Origin of the sequence: Desulfotignum balticum DSM 7044 (assembly GCF_000421285.1) — a bacterium.
Lineage (GTDB): Bacteria > Desulfobacterota > Desulfobacteria > Desulfobacterales > Desulfobacteraceae > Desulfotignum > Desulfotignum balticum.
On sequence record NZ_ATWO01000001.1, the window covers coordinates 2,623,019 to 2,644,675 of the forward strand.

Below are 21,657 nucleotides of genomic sequence, written 5' to 3' on the forward strand. Positions count from 1 at the left end.
ATTTTTAAACGCATGCTAAGGTATCGTGGGTTCAGGAAAACCGGGCTCTATGGCTGATATACGGCAATCAGCTGCTCGGAGCAGGGTTTCAAGCCATGCAAGGTTAAAAGGGTTCAGGGAATGAGGTTCATTTGCATCATTTTCAGGGACAGCACCAGCAGTGTTTGAAGGGGCATTTGCTTCCCAACCACCGAGAAGATCGGCCACAAGCGCTGTCCATCCCGGGGCCGCAGGTGTAAAAAGGAGGTTTCCGTCTGCATCTTCGGAAAATTCTCCATTTGTCCCGTCTTGAGCGCAATTGAAATCAAGCGGCCAGTCCTCTTCAACATCTTTCCCCCATAAGAGAGCCAGCGGAGGGTCCGTTATCGGAATACCGGCAACGTTTGGAAGCGGTCTGGTAGAACGGGAAGACAATACCGTTCGGACAAGTCCGTGGTGAGCAGCAACCAGATAAATGGTAATCGCAGGAAATCTGGCGGTGCGGACGCGGTAATAACGATGCCATAACGCCAGGGCGGAAGCTGCTTCATGGCGCATGTTGGCCCGTTTTGCAAAACGCGGTGCTTTGGCCCAAAGGGTTGTCCTGTCAGGTCTGTTTTCAGGAAGAGCCTCCTGCCATTGTAAAAGGGATTTTCCTATGTCGTGCAACGCACCTGCACTAAAAAGTGCTGCTTGCAGGGCTGGTGGCAAACCAATATCCGCTCCGATACGTGTTGCTTCAGTTGAGACACCGGTCGAATGGTCTTCCAGAGAAACCCATTGCAATTTTGTGACGACGAGAGTGTCTCTGTCTCCATCGGCATCATAAGGTCCGGGAAGTGGAACGGTAGAGAACCTGTCGGATCTATTTCCCGTCCAGCCGATTTCTTCGGAGTATCCCCCCGATCCTGCGGGAAGAAGAATCACCATGCCGGGACAGATATCGTTTTTGCGGATAGCTTCCCATTGATCTTCCTTATCGTTCCAGACATAGGCGATTTTTGTTTTTTCGACAAAGGAGTGCAGCTTGAATGCAGTAACGGCACATCCTTCCTGGCGCTGAAAGGTCGGACCGATGAGTTCGGATGTCTTGACTCTTTTAAGAGGTTTTCTGGTCTCATCCCAATCACGCCAGAACACTGTAACATCGGCGTTGGTGTCGGTGCCGCGAATCCATGGGCTGACATCGGTAAAGCCTCCAAAGGCATCGGGTTCGGTTGAAAAAAGCCCATGAAGATCATAAGCTCTGGGGAAAGGTTCTGGCTTGGGTTGGAGAGATTTTTCAATACGTTCGTTTATTGACTTGTCGGATTTAAGTTGATCGATAATCTTGCGTATGGGTTTGTCCGGGTTTTCTACACATTGTTTTGACAAAACTGAGATGATTTTTTTAGCATCCTTAATGTCTTCTTCTGAGTATGGGCCAACGAAAACACTTTTTCCCTGAGCAAATTTTTCTATCGGGATTTCAAAGACAAAAGCATGCGCCTCGTTATTGAGAGTGGCGTCGCGATTCAGGCGGCCAAGACGTTGAAGTATGGAAGGCCAAGGTGCGAGTTCTGTCCAGAGACGGCGGGCGGAAACATCGATGCCAGCTTCAACGACTTGCGTGCTGACACAGATCAGACCGGGATGGTCACAAGGTCTTTGCTCTCGAACAGCTTGTTTTCTCGCATCTTCGAAGGCAAGAAGCTTGTCGATATATCTTCGTCGATCTTGGACCCGGAAACGTGAAGTTAGCAGAACAATTTCGACTTCGCCTGCCAACAGTTTTAAACTTTTAAAAATTGTTTGAGCTGTATCAACCTTGTTGCATACAACAAGGCTTAAAAAGCCAGGTTGATGTTCATTGCAGATGGCTTGAGAGAGTGTAGCGATAAAAATTTCATCATGGTTGGAGTCCTTGTTTTTTGCTTTCCCTTTGCTTTTTTTTGTTATGGATGTCCAAAACTCAACGGGACGTTCGGCTTTAAGAATGGTAAGTTTAGCATCCTCGCTGGATGATATTTTAATAGTGTCGGCAAGAGGCTCTAAAGTTGCTGCTTTTGTCGCGTTTTGCCGATCTTTTGTATCAAGAAAAGTTTTGCCGATGGTGGCACTTAACCACCACGTTGCACATGGACGCAACGGTTTGAATCGATCATTGCGAAGCCAATCAAGTTGGGCGGAAGTCCAAAGGCCAGGCCCCATGAGTTGAGTTTCATCAAGAAGCCACAAGGCATCATTATTGAGCAGGGCAAAATGCATGGGCCATCTTGCCCGGGCCATGCCATAGCCGCGGTTGAGTGCCCGGGAGAGCAGCATGTCCTGGGTGCCCACCAGTATGGCAGGTTTTTCAGGATAAATATCCCACTCCCGGCGAGCGGCATCGTTTTCTTCACCTCCCATGAGAATCACCGGAGAATGGTCACAAAGCCAAAGGAGCTGTTCCTGTTCGTCGCCTTCAGGAACCCGGTCTGCAAGTCTTTTCAACCAGTTTTCAATTTCCCCTGCGGTCTGCTCCACAAGGGTGCGCATGGGCAGGCAATACACCAGCCGGCGGGGCCAGGTTTCATCACCCAAGTAAATTCGGTTCCAAAGCCAGGCCAAAACAACGGCAGCTGTTTTGCCCAGCCCGGTGGGAATATCAATGAGGCGAGAGGCACAGGCAACTCCCCCGGTCAATGTTTCCGGTTTTTCCGGGTCGGCACCGCTTCCGCAGGCCAGTCTGCATTGATACCCATAGGGCTTGTTCCTGGTTGCTGCCTGAAAAAAATCGGCAAAAGTCATCTTGATGTTTCACCTCCTCTATATTTGTTGAATCAGCTGCCTGACCTCCAGATTAAAGGATGAGCGTTTCAGGGTCCTGATGCATCTTTGATGCGACAGCACAAGCATAGCATGGTCCAGGATCATACAGTGATCCTGGGCAACATTTTTTTTATTTTTTTTTGTCCGATCTGGTTTCATATTGGTCCAGGGCTTGCGCGAGCCGGGCCCTCACTTTCCGCTGAAGGCTTTCAGGGGAAATGACCCTGACATCCGGCCCATAGCGCAGGATCTCCATGACCAGTTCCCGTTGATCGGCAAAAGGCAGGTGCAGCTCATAGGCGCCGTCTGAAAGAAAGGTGCCTTTCTGGTCGGGATGCCACTGTTCTTCGGCGACCCACCGGGCCGCTTCCGGGGAAAAACGCAGCACCGCTTCTGCCGTGGGACGGCCTGCAAATATGCCGAAGGAAGAAAAAAAATGATCGGTTATTTTTTGCTCATCTAGCTCAAGGCAGGGGGTGTCAAGCGGGGTGACATGACTCATGCGCTCAAGGGCCAGTGTCCGTAGGGCGCGCCGGGTGTGGCAGAAGGCGGCCAGATACCAGTTGCCCCGGTAATAGAACAGCCGCTGGGGGGAAACCGTGCGGCGGTGTTTTTTGTTTTCCACCCGGCTGTGATAACACAGGTTCAACCGGGTTCGCCGGATCAGCGCGGTGGCGACGGTGCTGAAGGCTGCGGGGCGGAACATTCGGATACCGACACCGATAAACCGAATCCGGCGGGTGAGTTCTTCGGTTGATCCGCCACGTGCCGCAAGAAGGGTCTTGATCCGCCTGCGGATGGGAACAAGTTCTGATTTGAGGAGTCCCGGTGTCAGCTGATGGATGAGTTCATTGATGGCCAGCAGAGAGTGAAGCTCTGAAAGGTTGAACCAGAATCCGGGCAGCTGCAGGGCCGCGTCATCTGTTTTTTCAAGGATATAGCCCCGGGTGTCAACATCGTAGAGAAGCGGGGCACCATTGTCCCGGAGACGTCTGATATAGCGTTTCAGAGTGGCTTCGGAATAGTCCACCTGGTCGAGCAGGTCCCTGAATGTGATGGGATAGCGCCGGACCGACAGAATATCGACCAGCTCACGTAACCGTTCTATTTGCATGATATTGTTCAAACACCTTCATGTTCAGCCAGATGACACGGTCTGCAGCAGCGCAATCCATTTGCCGCCAGCTATTAAAAGATCATATGAGAGATGGCATTTGGAAACTATTATTGGCTTTATTGCATACTATCTAAACAAGGCAATGTCAATATAGGTAAAAACCCCTATAACCATTAACATGGGGTGGATTTTTGTGGATAGTGGATGAAATATGGCGGGCAATACCCCGGTTAGGGTATTGGTTGCATGGGGCATAAAAAAAGGGCTCAGATTTTCTTCTGAGCCCTTGATTTTATTATTGGAGGCGGCTCCCGGATTCGAACCGGGGATATCGGCTTTGCAGGCCGTTGCCTTACCCCTTGGCCAAGCCGCCTTGAGTGGAGCGGGAAACGGGATTTGAACCCGCGACTTCGACCTTGGCAAGGTCGCACTCTACCACTGAGTTATTCCCGCTCAATCAAACAAATGCTATATTTATTTGATTTGCCTGTTTTTGTCAACCTGAAATTGGATGGGTTGTCTTTTTTTATTGCTTCTTCTTGTTCCAGTCCGCCATGAACGCATCAATGCCTTTGTCGGTCATGTGATGGGATGCCAGTTTTTTCAACACGCCATAAGGAATCGTGGCAATGTCGGCACCCATCAGGGCCGCATCCAGCACATGCAGGGAGCTTCTGACGCTGGCCACAATGATCTCGGTGTCAAAATCATAATTGGCAAAAATCTGGGCGATCTCGTTGACCAGTTCCATGCCTTCTTCGGCCAGATCATCCAGCCGGCCCACAAACGGAGACACATAGGTTGCCCCGGCTTTTGCGGCCATCAGGGCCTGGAGCGGCGAAAACACCAGGGTGACATTGGTTTTGATGCCTTCGGCCGTCAGGGTTTTCACCGCTTTGAGTCCTTCCACGGTCATGGGGATCTTCACCACAATGTTGTCAGCGATTTTGGCCAGATCTCTTGCTTCGGCCACCATGCCGTCATATTCCAGACTGATGACTTCCGCGCTCACCGGGCCTGCCACTTCTTTGCAGATCCGGGCGATGATCTCCTTGAACTCTCCGTCTTCCTTGGCGATCAAAGACGGGTTGGTGGTGACGCCGTCCACCATGCCCATGCTATTGGCATCCATGATCTGATCGATATTGGCTGTATCAATAAAAAATTTCACGCGCTTTCTTCCTCCTCATCCAGGGGGATCACCGCCTGGTTTTCCTGTGTTTCTATTTGATTGAACAATGCTTGTGTGGTCAAACCCAATACCGGGTGCACTGTCCCGGGTTCTATATCACACATGGGCCTTAAAACAAAATGTCTTTCATGCATCCGGGGATGGGGTATTTCCAGTTCCGGGGTTTTCATGATCCGGTCATCAAAATAAATAATATCCAGATCGATTTTCCGGGGGCCGAACCGAAAGGATTTTCCCTGTTTGTCCATGCTGGATTCAATCTGTTTAAGCGTGTTGAGCAGGGCCAGGGGATCTGAAGTGCGGCATCGGATTTTCACGGCGGCGTTCACAAACCAGTCCTGGTCCACAAAATTCTGGGGCTGGGTTTTATAAAACTGTGATACGGCCATCACCTCGATCTGTTCATGGGTATCCAGACAGGCAATGGCCAGATGAAGATTGGCCGGTTTATCGCCTTTGTTGGAACCAATACTTAACACGGCTGTGGAAAAATCAGGCATTACGGCACCTCCACCACCACGGTGCGGGAATACTGGGACCGGACATCATGATCTCCCACGGCCTGGACCCTGAAATACCGGACCCCGGGTTCAGGCACGGGCATCTGAAACACCATGTCCGGCACAGGCACCCGGGCCACGGATTCAAAAACAAACGGGCACCCTTCGCACGCTGCCGGCACGGCCATGGACACGTCAAAATACTGAGGGGCCAGTGCGGCATCGTCGGGATCGATCTCATGGGTCCAGGTCAGAATCAGTTGACCATTGTCCAGGGTGGCTGCGGGATCTGTGGGGGATGCCACGTTCTGTCCGGGTTTCTGCGGGGCCCTGGGCGGAGCTTTTTTCCCGCAGCCGATTCCGGCCGCCATCACCAACAGACACAGGCACACCCCGATGATCACAGAGGTTTTTGCCCATTTAATCCGTCCCAGGAACGGTGTCATAAATTCAATTCCTTTTGTGCTTTTTCAACCGCCGCCCGGACATTGTCGAATCCCGTACCGCCGGCAGATATCCGGCGGGCCACCACCTGATCCAGGCGGATGAAGTCATACACATCTTCGGTTACCCGGTCACTGAGATCTTTAAACTGGGCCAGGCTCAGATCATCCAGTTCTTTATTCTCAGAAATGGCCAGGGCCACGGCTTTTCCTGCCACAGCATGGGCCTGGCGGAACGGCATGCCCTTGTTCACCAGGTAATCGGCAAAATCCGTGGCATTTAAAAATCCCCGGGCACAGGCGGTTCTCATCCGGTGGGCATGGACCGTGATATGGGGAAACATCCGGGTATACACCTCCAGACAGATGGACAGGGTGTCCACAGTATCAAACAGCGGCTCCTTGTCCTCCTGCATGTCCTTGTTATACGCCATGGGCAATGATTTCATGGTGGTGAAGATCGCCATCAGATTGCCCACCACCCGGCCGGTCTTGCCCCGGACCAGTTCAGCCACATCCGGGTTTTTCTTCTGGGGCATGATACTGGACCCGGTGGTAAAGGCATCGGAAATCGTGATATATCCGAACTCTGACGAGGACCATAAAATCAGCTCTTCAGACAGCCGGGACAGATGAATCATACAGATCCCGGCATGGGAGATGAATTCCATGATAAAATCTCTGTCAGAAACTGCATCCATGCTGTTTTCACACAACCGGTCAAACCCCAGAATCTGCCGGGTGAACTCTCTGTCCACGGGATAGGTGGTGCCGGCCAGGGCTGCCGTGCCTAAAGGCATGGCATCCATGCGTTTATATGCATCGGCAAACCGTTCTTTATCCCTTTTGAGCATTTCATAGTATGCCATGAGATGATGCGCAAACAGCACGGGCTGGGCCCGCTGCATATGGGTATATCCGGGCATGATCACATCCGGATGGGCCTTGGCCAGATTCACCAGGGCGCGTTGAAACCCCGTGATCCGGTCCATGATCTGCCGGGTTTCGTTTTTAAGGAAAATCCGGATATCCAGGGCCACCTGATCGTTGCGGCTCCGGCCGGTGTGCAGTTTTTTGGCCAGATCCCCGCACTCCTGGCCTAAGGCATCTTCCACATGCATGTGGATATCTTCCAGGGAATCGGAAAACGGCACCTCATTGTTTTCTATCCGGATTCTGACCCGTTCCAGGCCTGCCAGAAGGGTCTCTGCTTCGTCTTTGGCAAGGATCTGCTGTTTGGCCATCATTTTCAGATGGGCCATGCTGCCTTCGATGTCACTGGCATAAAGCCGCTTGTCCACATCAATGGAGGCATTGAATTTTTCCACCAGGGTATCGGTATCTTCTGAAAACCGCCCCCCCCACAATTTATCACTCATCGGTTTTGTTCCTGAGAATCAATGTTTCCAGAATGGCCTTGTGCATATGCCGCTTGTTTTCCGCCTGATCCCAGAATGCTGCGCCAGGGGCCTCCAGCACGTCTTCAGCAATCTCTTCTCCCCGGTGGGCCGGCAGGCAGTGCATCACCAGCACATCCGGAGCTGCATGAGACAAAAGGGCCTTGTTCACCTGAAACCCCTCAAACGCAGCCAGCCGTTTTTCCAGCTCATCTTCCTCACCCATGCTGGCCCAGACATCCGTATACACCACATCCGCATTTTTCACCGCGTCTCTGGGATCCGTGGTGAACCGGACATGATCCATGGCATCGGCACCGGCGGCTTCAATAATTTCCGGTTTGATCATGTGATTTTCCGGGCAGGCCAACACCAGGTTCAGGCCCAGGACACTGGCCGCATTCACCCAGGAGTTGGCCACATTGTTACCGTCTCCCACCCAGGCGATCTTCGGTTTGTGATATCCGCCTTTGTGCTCGATGATGGTCATGATATCACTTAAAATCTGGCAGGGATGAAACGAGTCGGTCAGCGCGTTGATCACCGGAATGGTCGAGGCGGCGGCAAACTCTTCCACCAGGGCATGGTCAAAGGTCCGCATGGCCAGGCAGTCGATATACCGGGACAGCACCCGGGCCGTGTCTGCGGCCGGCTCGTTTCGGGAAATCTGGGTATCCTGGGTGCTCATGTAGATGGGGTGTCCCCCCAGTTGTATCATGGCGGTTTCAAAGGCGATCCGGGTCCGGGTGGATTTTTTGTCAAAAATCAGTCCCAGGGTTTTTCCGGAAAGGATTCTGTCGGGAATGCCTTTGGCATACCGTGCCTTGAGCTGCAATGCCCGGTCAAACAATTGTTCAAAATCCGTTTTTTCCAGGTCCAGCAATGACAACAGGTCTTTTTTCAAACCAAACATCTCCTTCACTGTTTACAACAGGCTGTCCAGCACGGATATCAGCCGGTCAATATCTTTGGTTTCCACAATCAAGGGCGGTGCAAACCGTAACACTTTATCCTGAATGGCGTTAATGATAAACCTTTTTTCAAAACAGGCGGCTGCCACGTCCCCGGCACCCTCCCCTACATCCATTCCCAGCAGCAGCCCCCGGCCCCGCACTGCTTTGATCCGGGAATGGCGCGACTGAAGTTCGGTCAGCCGTGCCTTGAAATAAAGGCCTTTTTCCCGGACCCGGGCCAGAAATCCGGGGTCTGAAATCAATGCCAGGGTTTTGAGTCCGGCAGCAGTGGCCAGGGGCGTGCCCCCGAAAGTGGAGCCGTGACTGCCCGGTTCAAATCCTTTGGCCGCCTCTGCCGTGGCCAGCATGGCCCCGATGGGGACCCCGTTGCCCAGCGCTTTGGCAAGGGTCATGATATCCGGTGTCACCCCATACCCCTGGTGGGCAAACAAGGTGCCACACCGGCCCATGCCGGACTGGATTTCATCAAAAATCAGCAGAGTGCCGGTCTGATCGCACAATTGTCTCACCTGCGCCAGATATTCGGGATCCGCCGGAATCACCCCGCCTTCCCCCTGGACCGGCTCCATCATCACTGCGCACACCGTGTCGTCCAAAGCGGTTTTCAGGGCATCGATATTATTGAACGGCACATGGATAAATCCGGGGAGCAGCGGATAAAATCCCTGTTTGATCTTATCCTGGCCCGTGGCGGTCAGAGTGGCCAGGGTCCGGCCGTGAAACGACTGGGTCATGGTGATGATCTGAAACCGGTTCATGTCGTTGTTGCGTTGAAAATACCGCCGGGCCAGCTTGATGGCGGCTTCATTGGCTTCGGCCCCGGAATTGCCGAAAAACACCTGATCGGCAAAACTGTTTTCCACCAGGGCCTGGGCCAGATCCGCCTGGGGCCGGGTGTAGAACAGATTGGACACATGCACCAGCTGCCCAGCCTGTTCCCGGATGGCCGCGGTCACTTCAGGATGGCAGTGGCCCAGACTGCACACGGCAATGCCGGCCAGAAAATCGGTGAACACCTGGCCGTCTTCATCGGTCAGGTACATGCCGCTGCCGCTGACAAACGCCTTTCCCTGGCGGGCATAGGTGGCGCACACAAACGTATCGGTTTTTTCCAGGGTATCCATGGGTTTTCCTTTATGATTCGTCTTTTATATATGAAGTGTTAAGTTTTAAGTTTTAAGTTTTAAGAGGGTCCATTGACAAATACCTGGGTGCCGATACCGGAGTCGGTGAACAGTTCCAGGAGCACGGCGTGGGGGATTTTTCCGTTGATGATGTGGGTTTTTTTCACTCCGCGCTTTAACGCGGTCAATGCACACTCCACCTTGGGAATCATGCCGCCCTTGATTTCTTTGTTCCCGATCATCTGCCCGATCCGCTGGTCATTGATGGAAGAGACCAGTGCATTGTCCGCATCCAGCACCCCGTCCACATCCGTGAGCAGAATCAGGCGCTCGGCTTCCAGGGACGCGGCAATCCGGGATGCCACCACATCTGCGTTGATATTGTAGGTTTCCCCGTTTTTTCCCACGCCCACAGGCGCGATAATAGGGATAAACCCTTTGGCGGTCAACGTATGAATGATTTCCGGATTCACGGACACCACATCTCCCACCATGCCGGGATCGATGATCTCCGGCGGTTTTTCCTGGTCGTCCTGGACATAGATCTTCATTTTTTCCGCCAGGATCAGGCTCCCGTCCTTGCCGGTGAGGCCCACGGCCCTGCCCCCCTCCTGATTGATCCGGGCCACAATATCCTTGTTCACCTTGCCGCCCAGCACCATTTCCACCACATCCATGGTGGCATCATCCGTGTAACGCATGCCCCGGATAAAAGTGGAGGTGATCCCCATGGCGGAAAGCACCTTACTGATCTGGGGGCCGCCCCCGTGCACCACCACCGGGTTGATACCGATGTATTTAAGCAGGGTGATGTCATTGGCAAAATCGCGCTTAAGCTTGTCATCCACCATGGCATGGCCCCCATACTTGATGACAATGGTTTTGGTGGAAAACTGCTGAATATACGGCAACGCTTCCACCAGAATATCCGCGACATTCCGATCCGCAACCGCTGAAGGATTCATAAGATATACCTACTCAAATCCTGGTTCTCCACAATGCCCATGAGCTGGCCTTCCACAAATGCCGCATCAATGGTGATTTTTGTATCCGCCACATCCGGGGCTGCAAACAGGATCTCTTCCAGCAGTTTTTCCATGAGCGTGTGCAGGCGCCTTGCCCCGATGTTTTCCGTGGCTGCATTCACTTCCACGGCAATGGCGGCGATTTTTTCCACGGCATCCTGGGTAAACGTGATATCCACCCCTTCGGTGCGCAGCAATGCCATATACTGAAGTATCAGCGCGTTTTTGGGTTCAGTCAGAATCCGAACAAATTCCTGGGCACCCAGAGAAGTCAGTTCCACCCGGATGGGAAACCGTCCCTGAAGTTCTGGAATCAGATCCGACGGTTTGGACACGTGAAACGCGCCCGAAGCAATGAACAGAATATGATCGGTTTTCACGATCCCGTATTTGGTGGGCACGGAACTGCCTTCCACAATGGGCAGCAGGTCCCGCTGGACCCCTTCTTTGGACACTTCCGGCCCCTGGCTTTTTTCTTTTCCCGCAATTTTGTCGATCTCATCGATAAAAATGATGCCGGACTGCTCCACCATGGCCACGGCATCGGACTTGACCCGTTCCATGTCCACCAGATGGGCCGCTTCTTCCTGGGTCAAAAGCTTGAGGGCCTCTTTGACGCTGACTTTTCTGCGCTTGGTGGATTTGGGCATGAAATTGCCCAGCATATCCTTGACATTGATGCCCATCTCCTCGATTCCGGTGTTGGAAAAGATCTCCACCATGGGGGAAGATTTATCCGGTACATCCAGGTCCACCTGCCGGGAGTCCAGTTTTCCGGCCTTGAGCATGGTCCGCAGTTTTTCTCTGGTCCCGGCCCCGGTATCTGAAGTATCTTCGGATGAACCAGCCAGCTTGAGGGTGCCGGTGTCCGGGCGGACCGCTGTTTTGGGCGTGGGCGGGAGCAGAATATCCAACACCCGTTCTTCCGCCATTTTTGCCGCCTTTTCCTGGACCGCATCCTGCTGCCTGGCTTTCAAGGCATTCACGGTCAATTCCACCAGGTCCCGGATCATGGATTCCACATCCCGGCCCACATACCCCACTTCCGTGAATTTGGAGGCTTCCACCTTGTAAAAAGGCGAGTCCGTGAGATTGGCCAGCCGCCGGGCGATCTCGGTTTTTCCCACCCCGGTGGGGCCGATAAGAATGATATTTTTCGGTGCGATCTCATCCTGGAGATCCGGTTCCACATGGCGGCGGCGCCAGCGGTTGCGAAGGGCGATGGCCACGGATTTTTTGGCATCTTTCTGACCGATGATATATTTATCCAGTTCGGTGACGATTTCCTTGGGTTTTAAATCTTTCATGAATCCATTCCCGGTATCAGTTGAGTTCTTCAATGGTGACCTCATGATTGGTATAAATGCACAGATCCCCAGCGATCTTCATGGCTTTTTCAACGATCTGCCGGGCGGACAGATCCGTGTTTTCCATCAACGCGATGGCTGCGGACTGGGCTGCCGGACTGCCGGATCCGATACTGATAACTCCCTGGTCCGGCTCGATCACGTCTCCGTTGCCCGACAGCAGATAGGTGTTGTCACGATCGGCGGCAAGCATCATGGCTTCCAGGCGCCGCAGATATTTGTCCGTGCGCCATTCCCTGGCCAGCTCCACACAGCTGCGTGTCAGGTTGCCGTTGTAACGCTCCAGTTTTTCCTCCAGTTTTTCCGACAGGGTCAGGGCATCCGCCGTGGCTCCGGCAAACCCGATGATGATTTTATCATGAAAAATTTTCCGGACTTTTCTGGCCTTGTGCTTGGTCACGATAGTGCCCAATGTAACCTGACCGTCTCCGGCCATGACCACGGTAGCACCGGATCGCAAGGCCAGGATGGTGGTTCCGTGAAATGTGTCGTTACTCATATTGCTGTTTCAACTCCTTGGGTGCGCGTTGTCGTACACCTGCATTAAATGGTCCATGCTCACATGGGTGTACACCTGGGTGGTGGACAGACTGGCATGGCCTAAAATTTCCTGAATCCCCCGCAAATCCGCCCCGGAATCCAGCATGTGCGTGGCAAAACAATGGCGCAGCACATGGGGGGATACGGGCACGTGCAGGCCGCACTGATTCACGATGTGATCCAGAATCCGCCGGATGGACCGGGTGGACAGCCGCCCGAAATCCTTGTTCAGAAAAACAGGCTTCAAATCCGTTGACACGGTGTCCCGATACGTTCTCACCGCTGTCAACGCCCGGCGCCCCACCGGTACGATCCGCTGTTTGCCGCCTTTGCCGGACACTCTAATCACTTGGTTGTGAAAGTCAATGTGATCCATGTTCAACCCATGGATCTCGGAAATGCGCATGCCCGTGGAATAAAAAGTCTCAAACATGGCATGGTTGCGCTTTTCCAGCCAGGTGCCGGTTTTGATGGAATCCAGCAACCGGAACACATCATCCACGGTCAGTACCCGGGGAATGGGCCGGCCCAGTTTGGGAAACGGAATTCCGTCCGCCGGATTGGCCAACATCTGTTTTTCTCTCACCAGAAAATCAAAAAACGCTTTTAAAGCGGACAACCGCCGGGACAGGGTCCTTTTTTGTTTTCCCGCCCGGACCCGGGATGCCAGATACTGTTTCAGGGTCTGCCTGTCCACCTGGGCCGCGTGTGCTTCAAAATGGGTCTGCACGTCAGTTGATGGATCCGGGTCATCAGACCAGTCAGCGACAAATTGCAAAAAATCCAGAATATCCGACCGGTACGCCCGGCAGGTATGGGGGGAATATCCTTTTTCCGCAGTCAGAATATCGATGAATCGGTCAAGAATCATGACACAATACCGTTGATCTGCATGACCTGCTGCATGTCTTCCCACACCGGACGTTTCAGGCCCGGATCTTTAAGCAGCTGGGATGGATGAAACGTGGGCATCACTGAAAATCCCCGAATTTCAAAAAATTTTCCCCGAATGGCTGCCACCGGCTTCTGAATCCCGGTCACGATCCGGGCGGCCCGGTCTCCCAGCGCGATCACCACAACCGGCCGAACCGATTGCAGAAAAGCAAACACCTGTTCCGCATCCGGGGCATTGCAAACACAGATGTTGTCTTCAGCCAGTTTCATGGCTGCCAGAATCTTTTTCAACAGCGCTCCTGCCTCACCCGTAAAAAAAGTGTCGGCCCCATCCACCAGCACCACGTTTGCCGATGCCGGACCGGCGTGCCGGAAAGGTTTCCGGGGCACGACCGGCCGGCCCCAGGCGGTCAGAATTTCCAGGGAGCGCGCGGAAAGCGTCACCCGGGTGAGTCCCATTTGTTTCTGACACCGCAGGTATCCGGACAGATCATCGATGATGTCCGGAAGCGTCACGGTCGAAGTCAAAAAAGGGATGTTATCCAAAGGTGTCATGACAGGCCGGAATCAACCGCGCGGATCAAACCGGGTCAGGAGGTTGTCCAGAAGGACATGGGCCACGGCCTGTTTATCCATCAGCGGAATGTCGGTTTTAGACCCGTCTTTGAAAAACAGGGTCACCTTATTGGTGTCGGCCTGAAATCCCGCGTCTTTTCCCCCCACCAGGTTGGCTGCGATCATGTCCAGATTTTTTTTCTTGATTTTTTTAACGGCATTGGCTGCCAGATCATGGGTTTCTGCGGCAAACCCCACCAGAAACTGGTCGGGCCGCTTGCGCTCCCCCATAGTCCGGAGAATGTCCGGATTCTGCACCAGGGTCAGGGTCATGCGGTCCTGGTCAGATGTTTTTTTTATTTTCAGAGTTTCCTGGCGATCCGGCCGGAAATCCGCCACAGCCGCCACCTGAATGATGATATCTGCACAATCCATTTTCGAGAGCATGGTATCAGCCATATCATGGCAGGTCTGTACGCAAATTGTTTCAACGCCCACAGGCGGATCCAGGCTCACCGGACCGGTGACCAGGGTCACGGAGGCGCCCCGCATTTCTGCGGCTTTGGCAACGGCATACCCCATTTTGCCGGAGGAGTGATTGCTCACATACCGCACCGGGTCAATGGGCTCCAGGGTGGGGCCGGCCGACACCAATACCTGTTTGCCGGCAAAATCTTTGGGTGTCAGCATATGTTCCATGCGGTCCACAATGAGCCGGGGATCGGGCAGACGGCCGGGTCCTGTGGTTTTGCAGGCCAGAGATCCGGTGTCCGGATCCAGGATATGGATCCCGTCCTGTTCCAGGACATCCAGGTTTCGCTGGACCCGGATATTTTCATACATATGGGTGTTCATGGCCGGACAGATCATGACCGGGGCCGTCACTGCCAGAAATGTGGTGGTCAATGCATCATCAGCCAGCCCATGAGCCAGCTTGGCAATGCAGTTGGCCGTGGCCGGCGCGATCACGGCGGCATCGCATCTTGTTGCCACATCAATATGGGCCACGGATCCGTGGGAATCTTCCCACAGATCCGTGATCACGGGATTTTCCGACAGCACTTCAAACGTGGTTTTGCCCACAAACCGCAACGCGGCCTCCGTCATGGCCACTTCCACGTCTGCTCCGGCTTTTTTCAAAAGCCGGAGCAGTTCCACGGATTTGTATGCAGCGATTCCGCCGGTGACGCCCAGCAGAATATGTTTTTGATTCAATATCGTCACTGGACAAGATCCGATTCAAGCAGGGCATCGGTATTATCCGGCAGACGGCCTTGATTCACCCGGGCCGCCACTCCGACTTCCACATAGGTGTAGATATGCTCGCTTTTAATGGAAATCACTGCGGATTTTATGGATTTTTCAAACACCAGAATCGCCATGTTGGGTGAGGCAATCTGGCTGACCATGGCCCAGTTGTCTTTGACCATGTTGTTGTTGAAAAAGTTGATCAAAGAGCGCCGCTCCACCCTTCCTTTGAGCATCAGAATCCCGGATGTAAATCCCGGTGTGGACACGATCATACTTTTATCCTGAAGGACCTGCAGTTCCACCGGGATCAGCACATCTTCAAAATCATAGTACACCGCGGTTCTTTTTTTGGACTCTGGTGACGGTTTTGCCGCAGGTTCGGACACGGATGCAGGAGTTACTGTCTCAGCCCTGGATTCAGCAGGCTGGGTGTCTGAAAATATATTGTTGCACCCTGTCAACCCCACAAAACATCCCAATGCCGCCATAATAGTTACTATTTTAATTGTTTGTTTCATCAGATCCTCTCAATTTACTTAAAAATATTTTCCCGTCTCTTTGGGAATCGCCTGCTCAGCCATGATGAGAGTTTAACCGGCCCGGCTGTTTTGGTCAAGCCCGTTCAAAGGCATAAAATTATTTTTTAGAAATTCGAATAAACGTCACACAAAAACCACTTGCGTATCCATCAGCAGATCAAACAGCAGTTGAAAAGAGTTGTATGGTCTGCGGCAGATCAGAAATCATTTCGGCTGTGGCTATTTGCCCAGCGTCAGATCTGTAAACAATGGTGAGGAACGTACACATCAAGGCGTATTCTCTTGAACATCATTGGTAAATCTTTCCAGGTAGGCTTGTTTTTTTAATTCATATGCTTTAATGCGATCATTGAGAGCCGAGGCCTTTTGATTAAATGCCCTTACAGCGGTATTGTTCTTAAGCTTTTTACCTTCCATGGCCAGCTCATCCCGCGCCTTGTTCAATAGTTCGAACTCTTGGTCCAATGATTCTTTCAGTAATTTGAATTCTTCATAGGCTTTTTTTTCATCAGGACCGGATGGGTCCAAAGAACTGTGAGGATCTTCAACCGTTGGTGCTTGTTTTTCAAAATCCGGGTTTTTATTTATTTCCTGTTGTACGCTGATAAAGGATTTGACATCAACCCGTTGTTTTTTCGGGACCTTTGAAAGATCATCTGTATAGGAGGCCACACCGTTTTCATCCACATAACGAAAATATTCTCCATACACCTGGGAAACCATTACCAAGACAACCACTGCACACAGCCCAAAAATCCACCGCATATCTCCTCCTCATAAAAAACCAAGGCTTTTCTGATTTTTTGCAAAATAACCTGGGGATGAACCGCAAACTCTTACTTCAATTTATACACTGCTGTTATTTCATTGTTTTTGTTTACCAGATATCCGATCATGTCCCCCGGGTGGAATCGATCACGGTTGCTAAATTTACCTACTTTGTTATAGAACAAAGCTGAGCCGGATAGTCTTCTAAGCCGATCCCCCACAACGATTTCCTTGCCGTCAAACCGGTTGATGCGCCCTTTTCCGTCAAATTCGGTTGGAACGATCATCACTTCAGACTCAATGGACGGCACAGGTGAAACTTCAAGAAGTTCAACCGGCTGCTCCTGGGCACATACCCTCTGTGCCGTGCCTGCCAAACAGGCTAAGGAGAGCAACACAACCAAGCACCACCGGTTTATGCTGCAGTTGTTTTTTTCAAAATTCATGGCATCCCCCTATGTATATCAACTGCCTGATAGACCCCATATTAATTAATGCTGCCGCCAATAAAATATACCGCGTTTTTCCGCGGTTTCCCTGACGATGGGAATGGAACCTGAGGTGGAACTGAAATACTTGGCTTCAATATCCGGACCGTCCGTGTGCGGTATGGTGAGAATCACCGGCTGAAACAACCGCCCGGGGATATCAAGACCGGTCGGCGGAACCAACGTTGGATCTTCGGGCGTACCGATATTGATTAAATCATTGTCATCGATTAAATTGTCATTGTTAATGTCAAATTGAGCTTTAGAAAGTCTGGCGCCTGTGCAGGCATTGAGTTCATGAACAATTGAACTGCCGCCGGCGGAACAGGGGTTATCCCTGTTGGGCCTGAAGGTGATGGCAATGACATTGCCGGACCGGATAATCACATCGGATATGATCCGTTCATGGCCTGCATTTCCCTGGTTTATGGGCAAATCAAAATACCAGCCGGCATGCACTGTGGTGTCAGCAGTTTCAGTCCCGGGATTCGGTTGTTGACCGGTGGTCTCATCGTCCACCGTCTCCCAGTTGGGGGTATTATCGCTAAGGGTCCTGAAATCATTTCCGCTTACAGTACGCCAGTCAATTTCAGTCTGGGCCAAGAGTTTAACGGAAGATGGCTGGTTGGAAAGCCCGGGGCGATTGAAGAACCCCAGGTACTCGGCATCGTCATCATCATCTCCATAATCCCAGATACCATAAAGGGTCTGGGATCCCGGGTCAGTGAAATCAAGATCACCGAGATACCGTCCCGTGCCAAAAACCACCATGTACCCGTGTTTTGAACAATGACGCATCACATCCGGTTTGGAGGTGATGGGTTGCGTAAAGCCGCTGGCACTTTTTGCCTGAAAAAGGGGCATGGGGCTCATGCCGCTTTTGTAGGCTACCTCCCAGTCACTGCTGGCACTTCCGGAAAAATCAAACTTCCATAAATTCCCCTTTAAATCTCCCGCATAAACATAATCCACCCTCAGATCACCGTCCACATCAATGAGAACCGGAGTTGAAAGGCCGTTGCAGGAATTGACACCTGTATCAATAGTTTTGATCAGTTCACCGGTCGTGGCATTGAGCACCATCAACATGGCATGGCCATTGGCACTGTTATATCCATTGCCAAAAATCACCACCCATCCGCCCCCCGGAAGGGTATCATCATTGGACCGGGCCAAAAAGGCTTTGCTGAAACTATACCCCATATCATCCAACTGGGCCTGAGGGGTATTGAGGTTGGGATATTCCCATTTCACCCAAGAGCCGGCATTGGCCTCTGTATTGGCAGCAGGAGAAGTGATATCCAACATAAAATATCCCTGCCCTCCCTTGCCCAGGCCGCCGATCAGATAAGTATTGCTCCCCATTCTGCCGGCAGTAGGGGTCTGATCAACATAGAATTTATGGGTATAACTGGTTTCGGTCAGCCGCTTTAAATTATCAAATACCAGATTGGGTACATAGGCAAACAGCTCCGCTCCGGTATTGGCATTTAGAGCATGGACCATGCCGTCATTGCTTCCCACATACAGCATATCGTTTTCATAAAGGGGGGCGGAATGAACAATATCACCCAATCTGGAAAATCGATTTCGGAAACCGCCGTTGTTCTGCACTTCCAGTGAGGAATCCCCTCTTAAATAGTTGATCTCATTTTCAGTCACCAATGTTTTCTGATGTGCACTGAGGCTGTCATACCTGAAAGGAGTTCCCGATGATCCGTTATAGGTGACAATATTTCGGCCGGTATTCCAATTCTGGTCTTCCAGTTTGTCTGCTGCCGACCACACCGCTGTATCCCGGATCACTTCCCCGCTGGTTTGATTGATGGCATAGGCTTTAACATCCCCCACCCATCCATCGGAAGAATAACTGGATTGAAAGATTCGGGTTCCGGCCTGAATTTCCTCACCATTCACAGAGACAGAAGCATCGGAAACGATTCTGGAATCAATATTCTGCATCACGGATATCAGCGAATCAACCAGTTCTTTTGGATTGGATGCGTTCAGGAAACGGCCTCTTCCATTGACACTGGCATGCCACAGGTCATCGATTTTTTGGTTGTTTCCGTCCGTCGGATCGGGCCAAGTGGGATAGACCCGGGCATCAGGATTAATATTGTACAGATCAAAATTTGATGGATTCAGTGTGCCGGTCACCCCAAAAGAAACCGTATAGGTGATCATATGCTGATAGGTGGCAGCGTCAATAAAACTGCTGGGCACCATATCGGGAATGCTGTCGGCAAGATCATCTTTATAATATTTCATGGCCACATCAGCCAGCGTATTTGAATAACTGTCTGCAAAGGGAGCCCCTTCCGCTTGGTCCTGGTTTCCCACATTCGGGCTGGAGCCATTATAAAATCCATCGGTCATCAATATGGCAAAACTATGCTGACACCCCCCCCCGTCCGCTTCACTGGCATAAGGCGAGTTGCCCAGACCACCCGTGGCACCGTCATCTTTGTCATAGTACTTTCCCACATTATTGAGCGCATCCCGCAACGGGGTGCCGCCCGTGGAATTATAATTGTCATAAAGGCTGGTCAGTAATGCGGCGGAATGATCCACAAACCCTCCCGAATCTTGGACTTTCACTTTTCGCACAGCCTGTTTCAACCGATCCTGGATTGACAAGTATCCGATCTGAACCCCCTGCATTAAATTGACCACGTTGGCCACGGCTGCCTTGGCAGCAAACTCCCTTTTGCGGTAATAGGAAAACCAGTTGGCAAAATTCTGGAGTTCCTGGGTGTAGGAACGTTCAGTTCCGTCTTCATTTTTCGTAATGATATCAACGGGCGGAGAGGTTACATAAGTCAATTCCGAATCAGAGACTCTGGGCCCTTCTCCATTCCACCGATAATATATGATACTCGATCCTTCAAGATTCACCAGATATATTTCACCGGGATCCGCATCGTTGTTTGGATCTGCCTCATCTACCCAGTTTCCGTCTCCATCGGCATCAACCCATACATAATAATGGGCGTTTTTGATGGACAATGATCCGTCTGAGGTATACTGACTGGTCAGGTTGAGGGTATTGCCGGAATTCTGGGGATTGGACCTGGCAGCAGTGGGAGAGGCATCCGGTTTGTTCGGCCATGGTTTGTACACAGTTGTCGGATTGTAATACATTTTGTTATAGCCATGAAACTGAGATTTCCAGTACCGTTTATAATCACCGGACAATTCATCTGTCCCGGTACTGTATTCCTCGTTATCTCCCATATTGAAAACATAGGCAAATTCATATGATCCAATATTAAAAAGCCCGTCACTTTCATTGGTCATTATCTCCCAATCCATGGAACCTGAGTCGTCGAGGATAAACATGACATTGGCAGGAGCTGCCTGTATCTGGCAACTCAAAGGTGTGTCAGCGATGTCCACGCAGCTGGTGGAAGGTAACGCACTTTTAAAAGTGACATGGATGGTATGATGGCCGTTGACCGCCGCAAAAGTATAGGCATCAACCGCTCCCACAGAAGTGCCGTCCACCAGCACATCATCCACTTGATATCCGGCGGCCGGTGTCATATTGAAGGCTTTATCGTCTCCGCCAAGCACGGACACCGCCCCGGAAGGAGATATAATACCATCACTTCCGGAACTGGCAGTGATGGTATAGAATACCGGAATGACGTCAAATCTGGCTATAATTGTGTGATCCTGGCTGACATCGGAAAAGGTGTGGCTGGTTATGGCTCCCTGGGAAATACCGTCCACCAGCACATCTACGACTTCATAGTTCACATCAGGGGTGAAGGAGAAGGTCTGACTCCCTTCAAACAAGACGGCCACGCTGCCAGCAGGAGAGATGCTTCCCCCGGTATCAGCGCTTGCCGAGATGGTATAGGTTTTTTTCTCAAACCCCACGGATACGACATGATCGGATCCAATATTGTTTAAGGTGATACTGGTGACAGCCCCCTGTGAGACCCCGTCCACCAGCACATCTGCCACCTGATACCCGGTATCCGGAATCATGGTGAACGTTTGATCCTCTCCCTGATAAACTGTCAAACTGCCCGAAGGTGAAATGCTCCCATGATCACCGGCTGTGGCCGTAATAGAATATGCCGGAAGGGCCTTAAACGTGACGGATATGGTATGATCCGTTGTGACATTATGAAAGGTATAGCTGGTGGATGACCCTGCTGAAACACCATCCACCAAGACAGTATCCACCGCAAATCCGCGGTCGGGAACAATTGTGAACGTTTGATCATCTCCCTCGGTGACCCGCACAATGCCGGAAGGGGAGATACTGCCGTTACTGCCGGCAGAGGCGGTAATGGTGTGCTCTATCGCACACGAGTAATTACCTTCCTGAAAGGGTGTCAAGTTCATGCCCCTGCCTTGAATCGGGGAGGGAGTGGTGCAGATGCCGACATCCTTGAACTCGATCTTATAATTAATATTATTCCAGACAGTATAGCTGGTATTGTGGTTTCTCCATCCGCCATCCTGATACCAGTATCCCCATAACTGATACGATATTCGCCACTGAGCCCCGGCATCCCTTGCCGTCTGGGGTTCAATAGAAACCGTCAGTGGTGCGGCATCCACCTTCCCGGCAAAACACAGTCCAAACAACACCAACGATAAAAACAGCAAGGAGGCGAATTTTATGTCCAAACGGCTGGCAGAAACCTTTTTTGATCTAATTACTCTGTCATATCTGCCTGTATCCATTTATCCCTCC

The 21,657-nt window shown here is 51.7% G+C and carries 18 protein-coding genes and 2 tRNA genes; all 20 read right to left on the reverse strand.

The window, feature by feature from the left end; translation table 11 throughout:
- Nucleotides 1–15 precede the first annotated feature (15 nt).
- A complete protein-coding gene (gene cas3g, locus K365_RS0113110; RefSeq protein WP_024334928.1) occupies nt 16–2,748 on the reverse strand; it encodes a type I-G CRISPR-associated helicase/endonuclease Cas3g in 2,733 nt (910 codons plus the stop codon).
- Between the two features lie 151 nt (nt 2,749–2,899).
- Entirely contained in the window at nt 2,900–3,883 is a 984-nt protein-coding gene (locus K365_RS0113120) for a helix-turn-helix transcriptional regulator (RefSeq protein ID WP_051147848.1), read from the reverse strand.
- A 302-nt stretch (nt 3,884–4,185) separates the two neighbouring features.
- Nucleotides 4,186–4,259, reverse strand: a tRNA-Cys gene (locus K365_RS0113125).
- A 5-nt stretch (nt 4,260–4,264) separates the two neighbouring features.
- A tRNA-Gly gene (locus K365_RS0113130) sits at nt 4,265–4,339 on the reverse strand.
- Between the two features lie 73 nt (nt 4,340–4,412).
- Nucleotides 4,413–5,057, reverse strand: a complete 645-nt coding sequence (fsa, locus tag K365_RS0113135; RefSeq protein ID WP_024334930.1) for a fructose-6-phosphate aldolase — start codon at nt 5,055–5,057, stop codon at nt 4,413–4,415.
- On the reverse strand, nt 5,054–5,578 hold the full coding sequence (gene folK, locus K365_RS0113140; protein WP_006964874.1) for a 2-amino-4-hydroxy-6-hydroxymethyldihydropteridine diphosphokinase: 525 nt from the start codon (nt 5,576–5,578) through the stop codon (nt 5,054–5,056). Before folK ends, fsa begins: the two co-directional genes overlap by 4 nt.
- Nucleotides 5,578–6,024 carry a hypothetical protein gene (locus K365_RS0113145; RefSeq protein WP_024334931.1) on the reverse strand — a complete coding sequence of 149 codons (447 nt, stop codon included), beginning with the start codon at nt 6,022–6,024 and terminating at the stop codon, nt 5,578–5,580. Before K365_RS0113145 ends, folK begins: the two co-directional genes overlap by 1 nt.
- Nucleotides 6,021–7,400 (reverse strand): argininosuccinate lyase, encoded by a 1,380-nt coding sequence (argH, locus tag K365_RS0113150; RefSeq protein WP_024334932.1) that lies wholly within the window; start codon nt 7,398–7,400, stop codon nt 6,021–6,023. The genes K365_RS0113145 and argH overlap by 4 nt, the downstream gene beginning before the upstream one ends.
- Nucleotides 7,393–8,322: an ornithine carbamoyltransferase gene (argF, locus tag K365_RS0113155; RefSeq protein WP_024334933.1), complete on the reverse strand. Its 930-nt coding sequence runs from the start codon at nt 8,320–8,322 to the stop codon at nt 7,393–7,395. Before argF ends, argH begins: the two co-directional genes overlap by 8 nt.
- 21 nt (nt 8,323–8,343) lie before the next feature.
- Nucleotides 8,344–9,516, reverse strand: coding sequence for an aspartate aminotransferase family protein (locus tag K365_RS0113160; protein ID WP_024334934.1), 1,173 nt, complete (start codon nt 9,514–9,516; stop codon nt 8,344–8,346).
- A gap of 59 nt (nt 9,517–9,575) precedes the next feature.
- Nucleotides 9,576–10,481 (reverse strand): acetylglutamate kinase, encoded by a 906-nt coding sequence (gene argB, locus K365_RS0113165; protein WP_006964869.1) that lies wholly within the window; start codon nt 10,479–10,481, stop codon nt 9,576–9,578.
- Complete coding sequence (gene hslU, locus K365_RS0113170) at nt 10,478–11,848, reverse strand: ATP-dependent protease ATPase subunit HslU (RefSeq protein ID WP_024334935.1); 1,371 nt, start codon at nt 11,846–11,848, stop codon at nt 10,478–10,480. The genes argB and hslU overlap by 4 nt, the downstream gene beginning before the upstream one ends.
- A 16-nt stretch (nt 11,849–11,864) precedes the next feature.
- Nucleotides 11,865–12,407: an ATP-dependent protease subunit HslV gene (gene hslV, locus K365_RS0113175; RefSeq protein ID WP_024334936.1), complete on the reverse strand. Its 543-nt coding sequence runs from the start codon at nt 12,405–12,407 to the stop codon at nt 11,865–11,867.
- Between the two features lie 9 nt (nt 12,408–12,416).
- A complete protein-coding gene (gene xerA / locus K365_RS0113180; RefSeq protein ID WP_024334937.1) occupies nt 12,417–13,319 on the reverse strand; it encodes a site-specific tyrosine recombinase/integron integrase in 903 nt (300 codons plus the stop codon).
- Nucleotides 13,316–13,897: a uracil-DNA glycosylase family protein gene (locus K365_RS0113185; RefSeq protein WP_024334938.1), complete on the reverse strand. Its 582-nt coding sequence runs from the start codon at nt 13,895–13,897 to the stop codon at nt 13,316–13,318. The genes xerA and K365_RS0113185 overlap by 4 nt, the downstream gene beginning before the upstream one ends.
- 12 nt (nt 13,898–13,909) lie before the next feature.
- Nucleotides 13,910–15,121 carry a bifunctional phosphopantothenoylcysteine decarboxylase/phosphopantothenate--cysteine ligase CoaBC gene (gene coaBC, locus K365_RS0113190; RefSeq protein ID WP_029725299.1) on the reverse strand — a complete coding sequence of 404 codons (1,212 nt, stop codon included), beginning with the start codon at nt 15,119–15,121 and terminating at the stop codon, nt 13,910–13,912.
- On the reverse strand, nt 15,118–15,666 hold the full coding sequence (locus K365_RS0113195; protein WP_006964863.1) for a hypothetical protein: 549 nt from the start codon (nt 15,664–15,666) through the stop codon (nt 15,118–15,120). The genes coaBC and K365_RS0113195 overlap by 4 nt, the downstream gene beginning before the upstream one ends.
- Nucleotides 15,667–15,954: 288 nt before the next feature.
- Nucleotides 15,955–16,452: a DUF4124 domain-containing protein gene (locus tag K365_RS0113200; RefSeq protein WP_024334941.1), complete on the reverse strand. Its 498-nt coding sequence runs from the start codon at nt 16,450–16,452 to the stop codon at nt 15,955–15,957.
- 71 nt (nt 16,453–16,523) lie between these two features.
- The gene (locus tag K365_RS0113205; protein WP_024334942.1) at nt 16,524–16,901 is read right to left on the reverse strand and encodes a hypothetical protein; all 378 of its coding nucleotides are present in this window, start codon (nt 16,899–16,901) and stop codon (nt 16,524–16,526) included.
- Between the two features lie 45 nt (nt 16,902–16,946).
- Nucleotides 16,947–21,647, reverse strand: coding sequence for a PilC/PilY family type IV pilus protein (locus K365_RS0113210; RefSeq protein ID WP_024334943.1), 4,701 nt, complete (start codon nt 21,645–21,647; stop codon nt 16,947–16,949).
- Nucleotides 21,648–21,657: the final 10 nt, after the last annotated feature.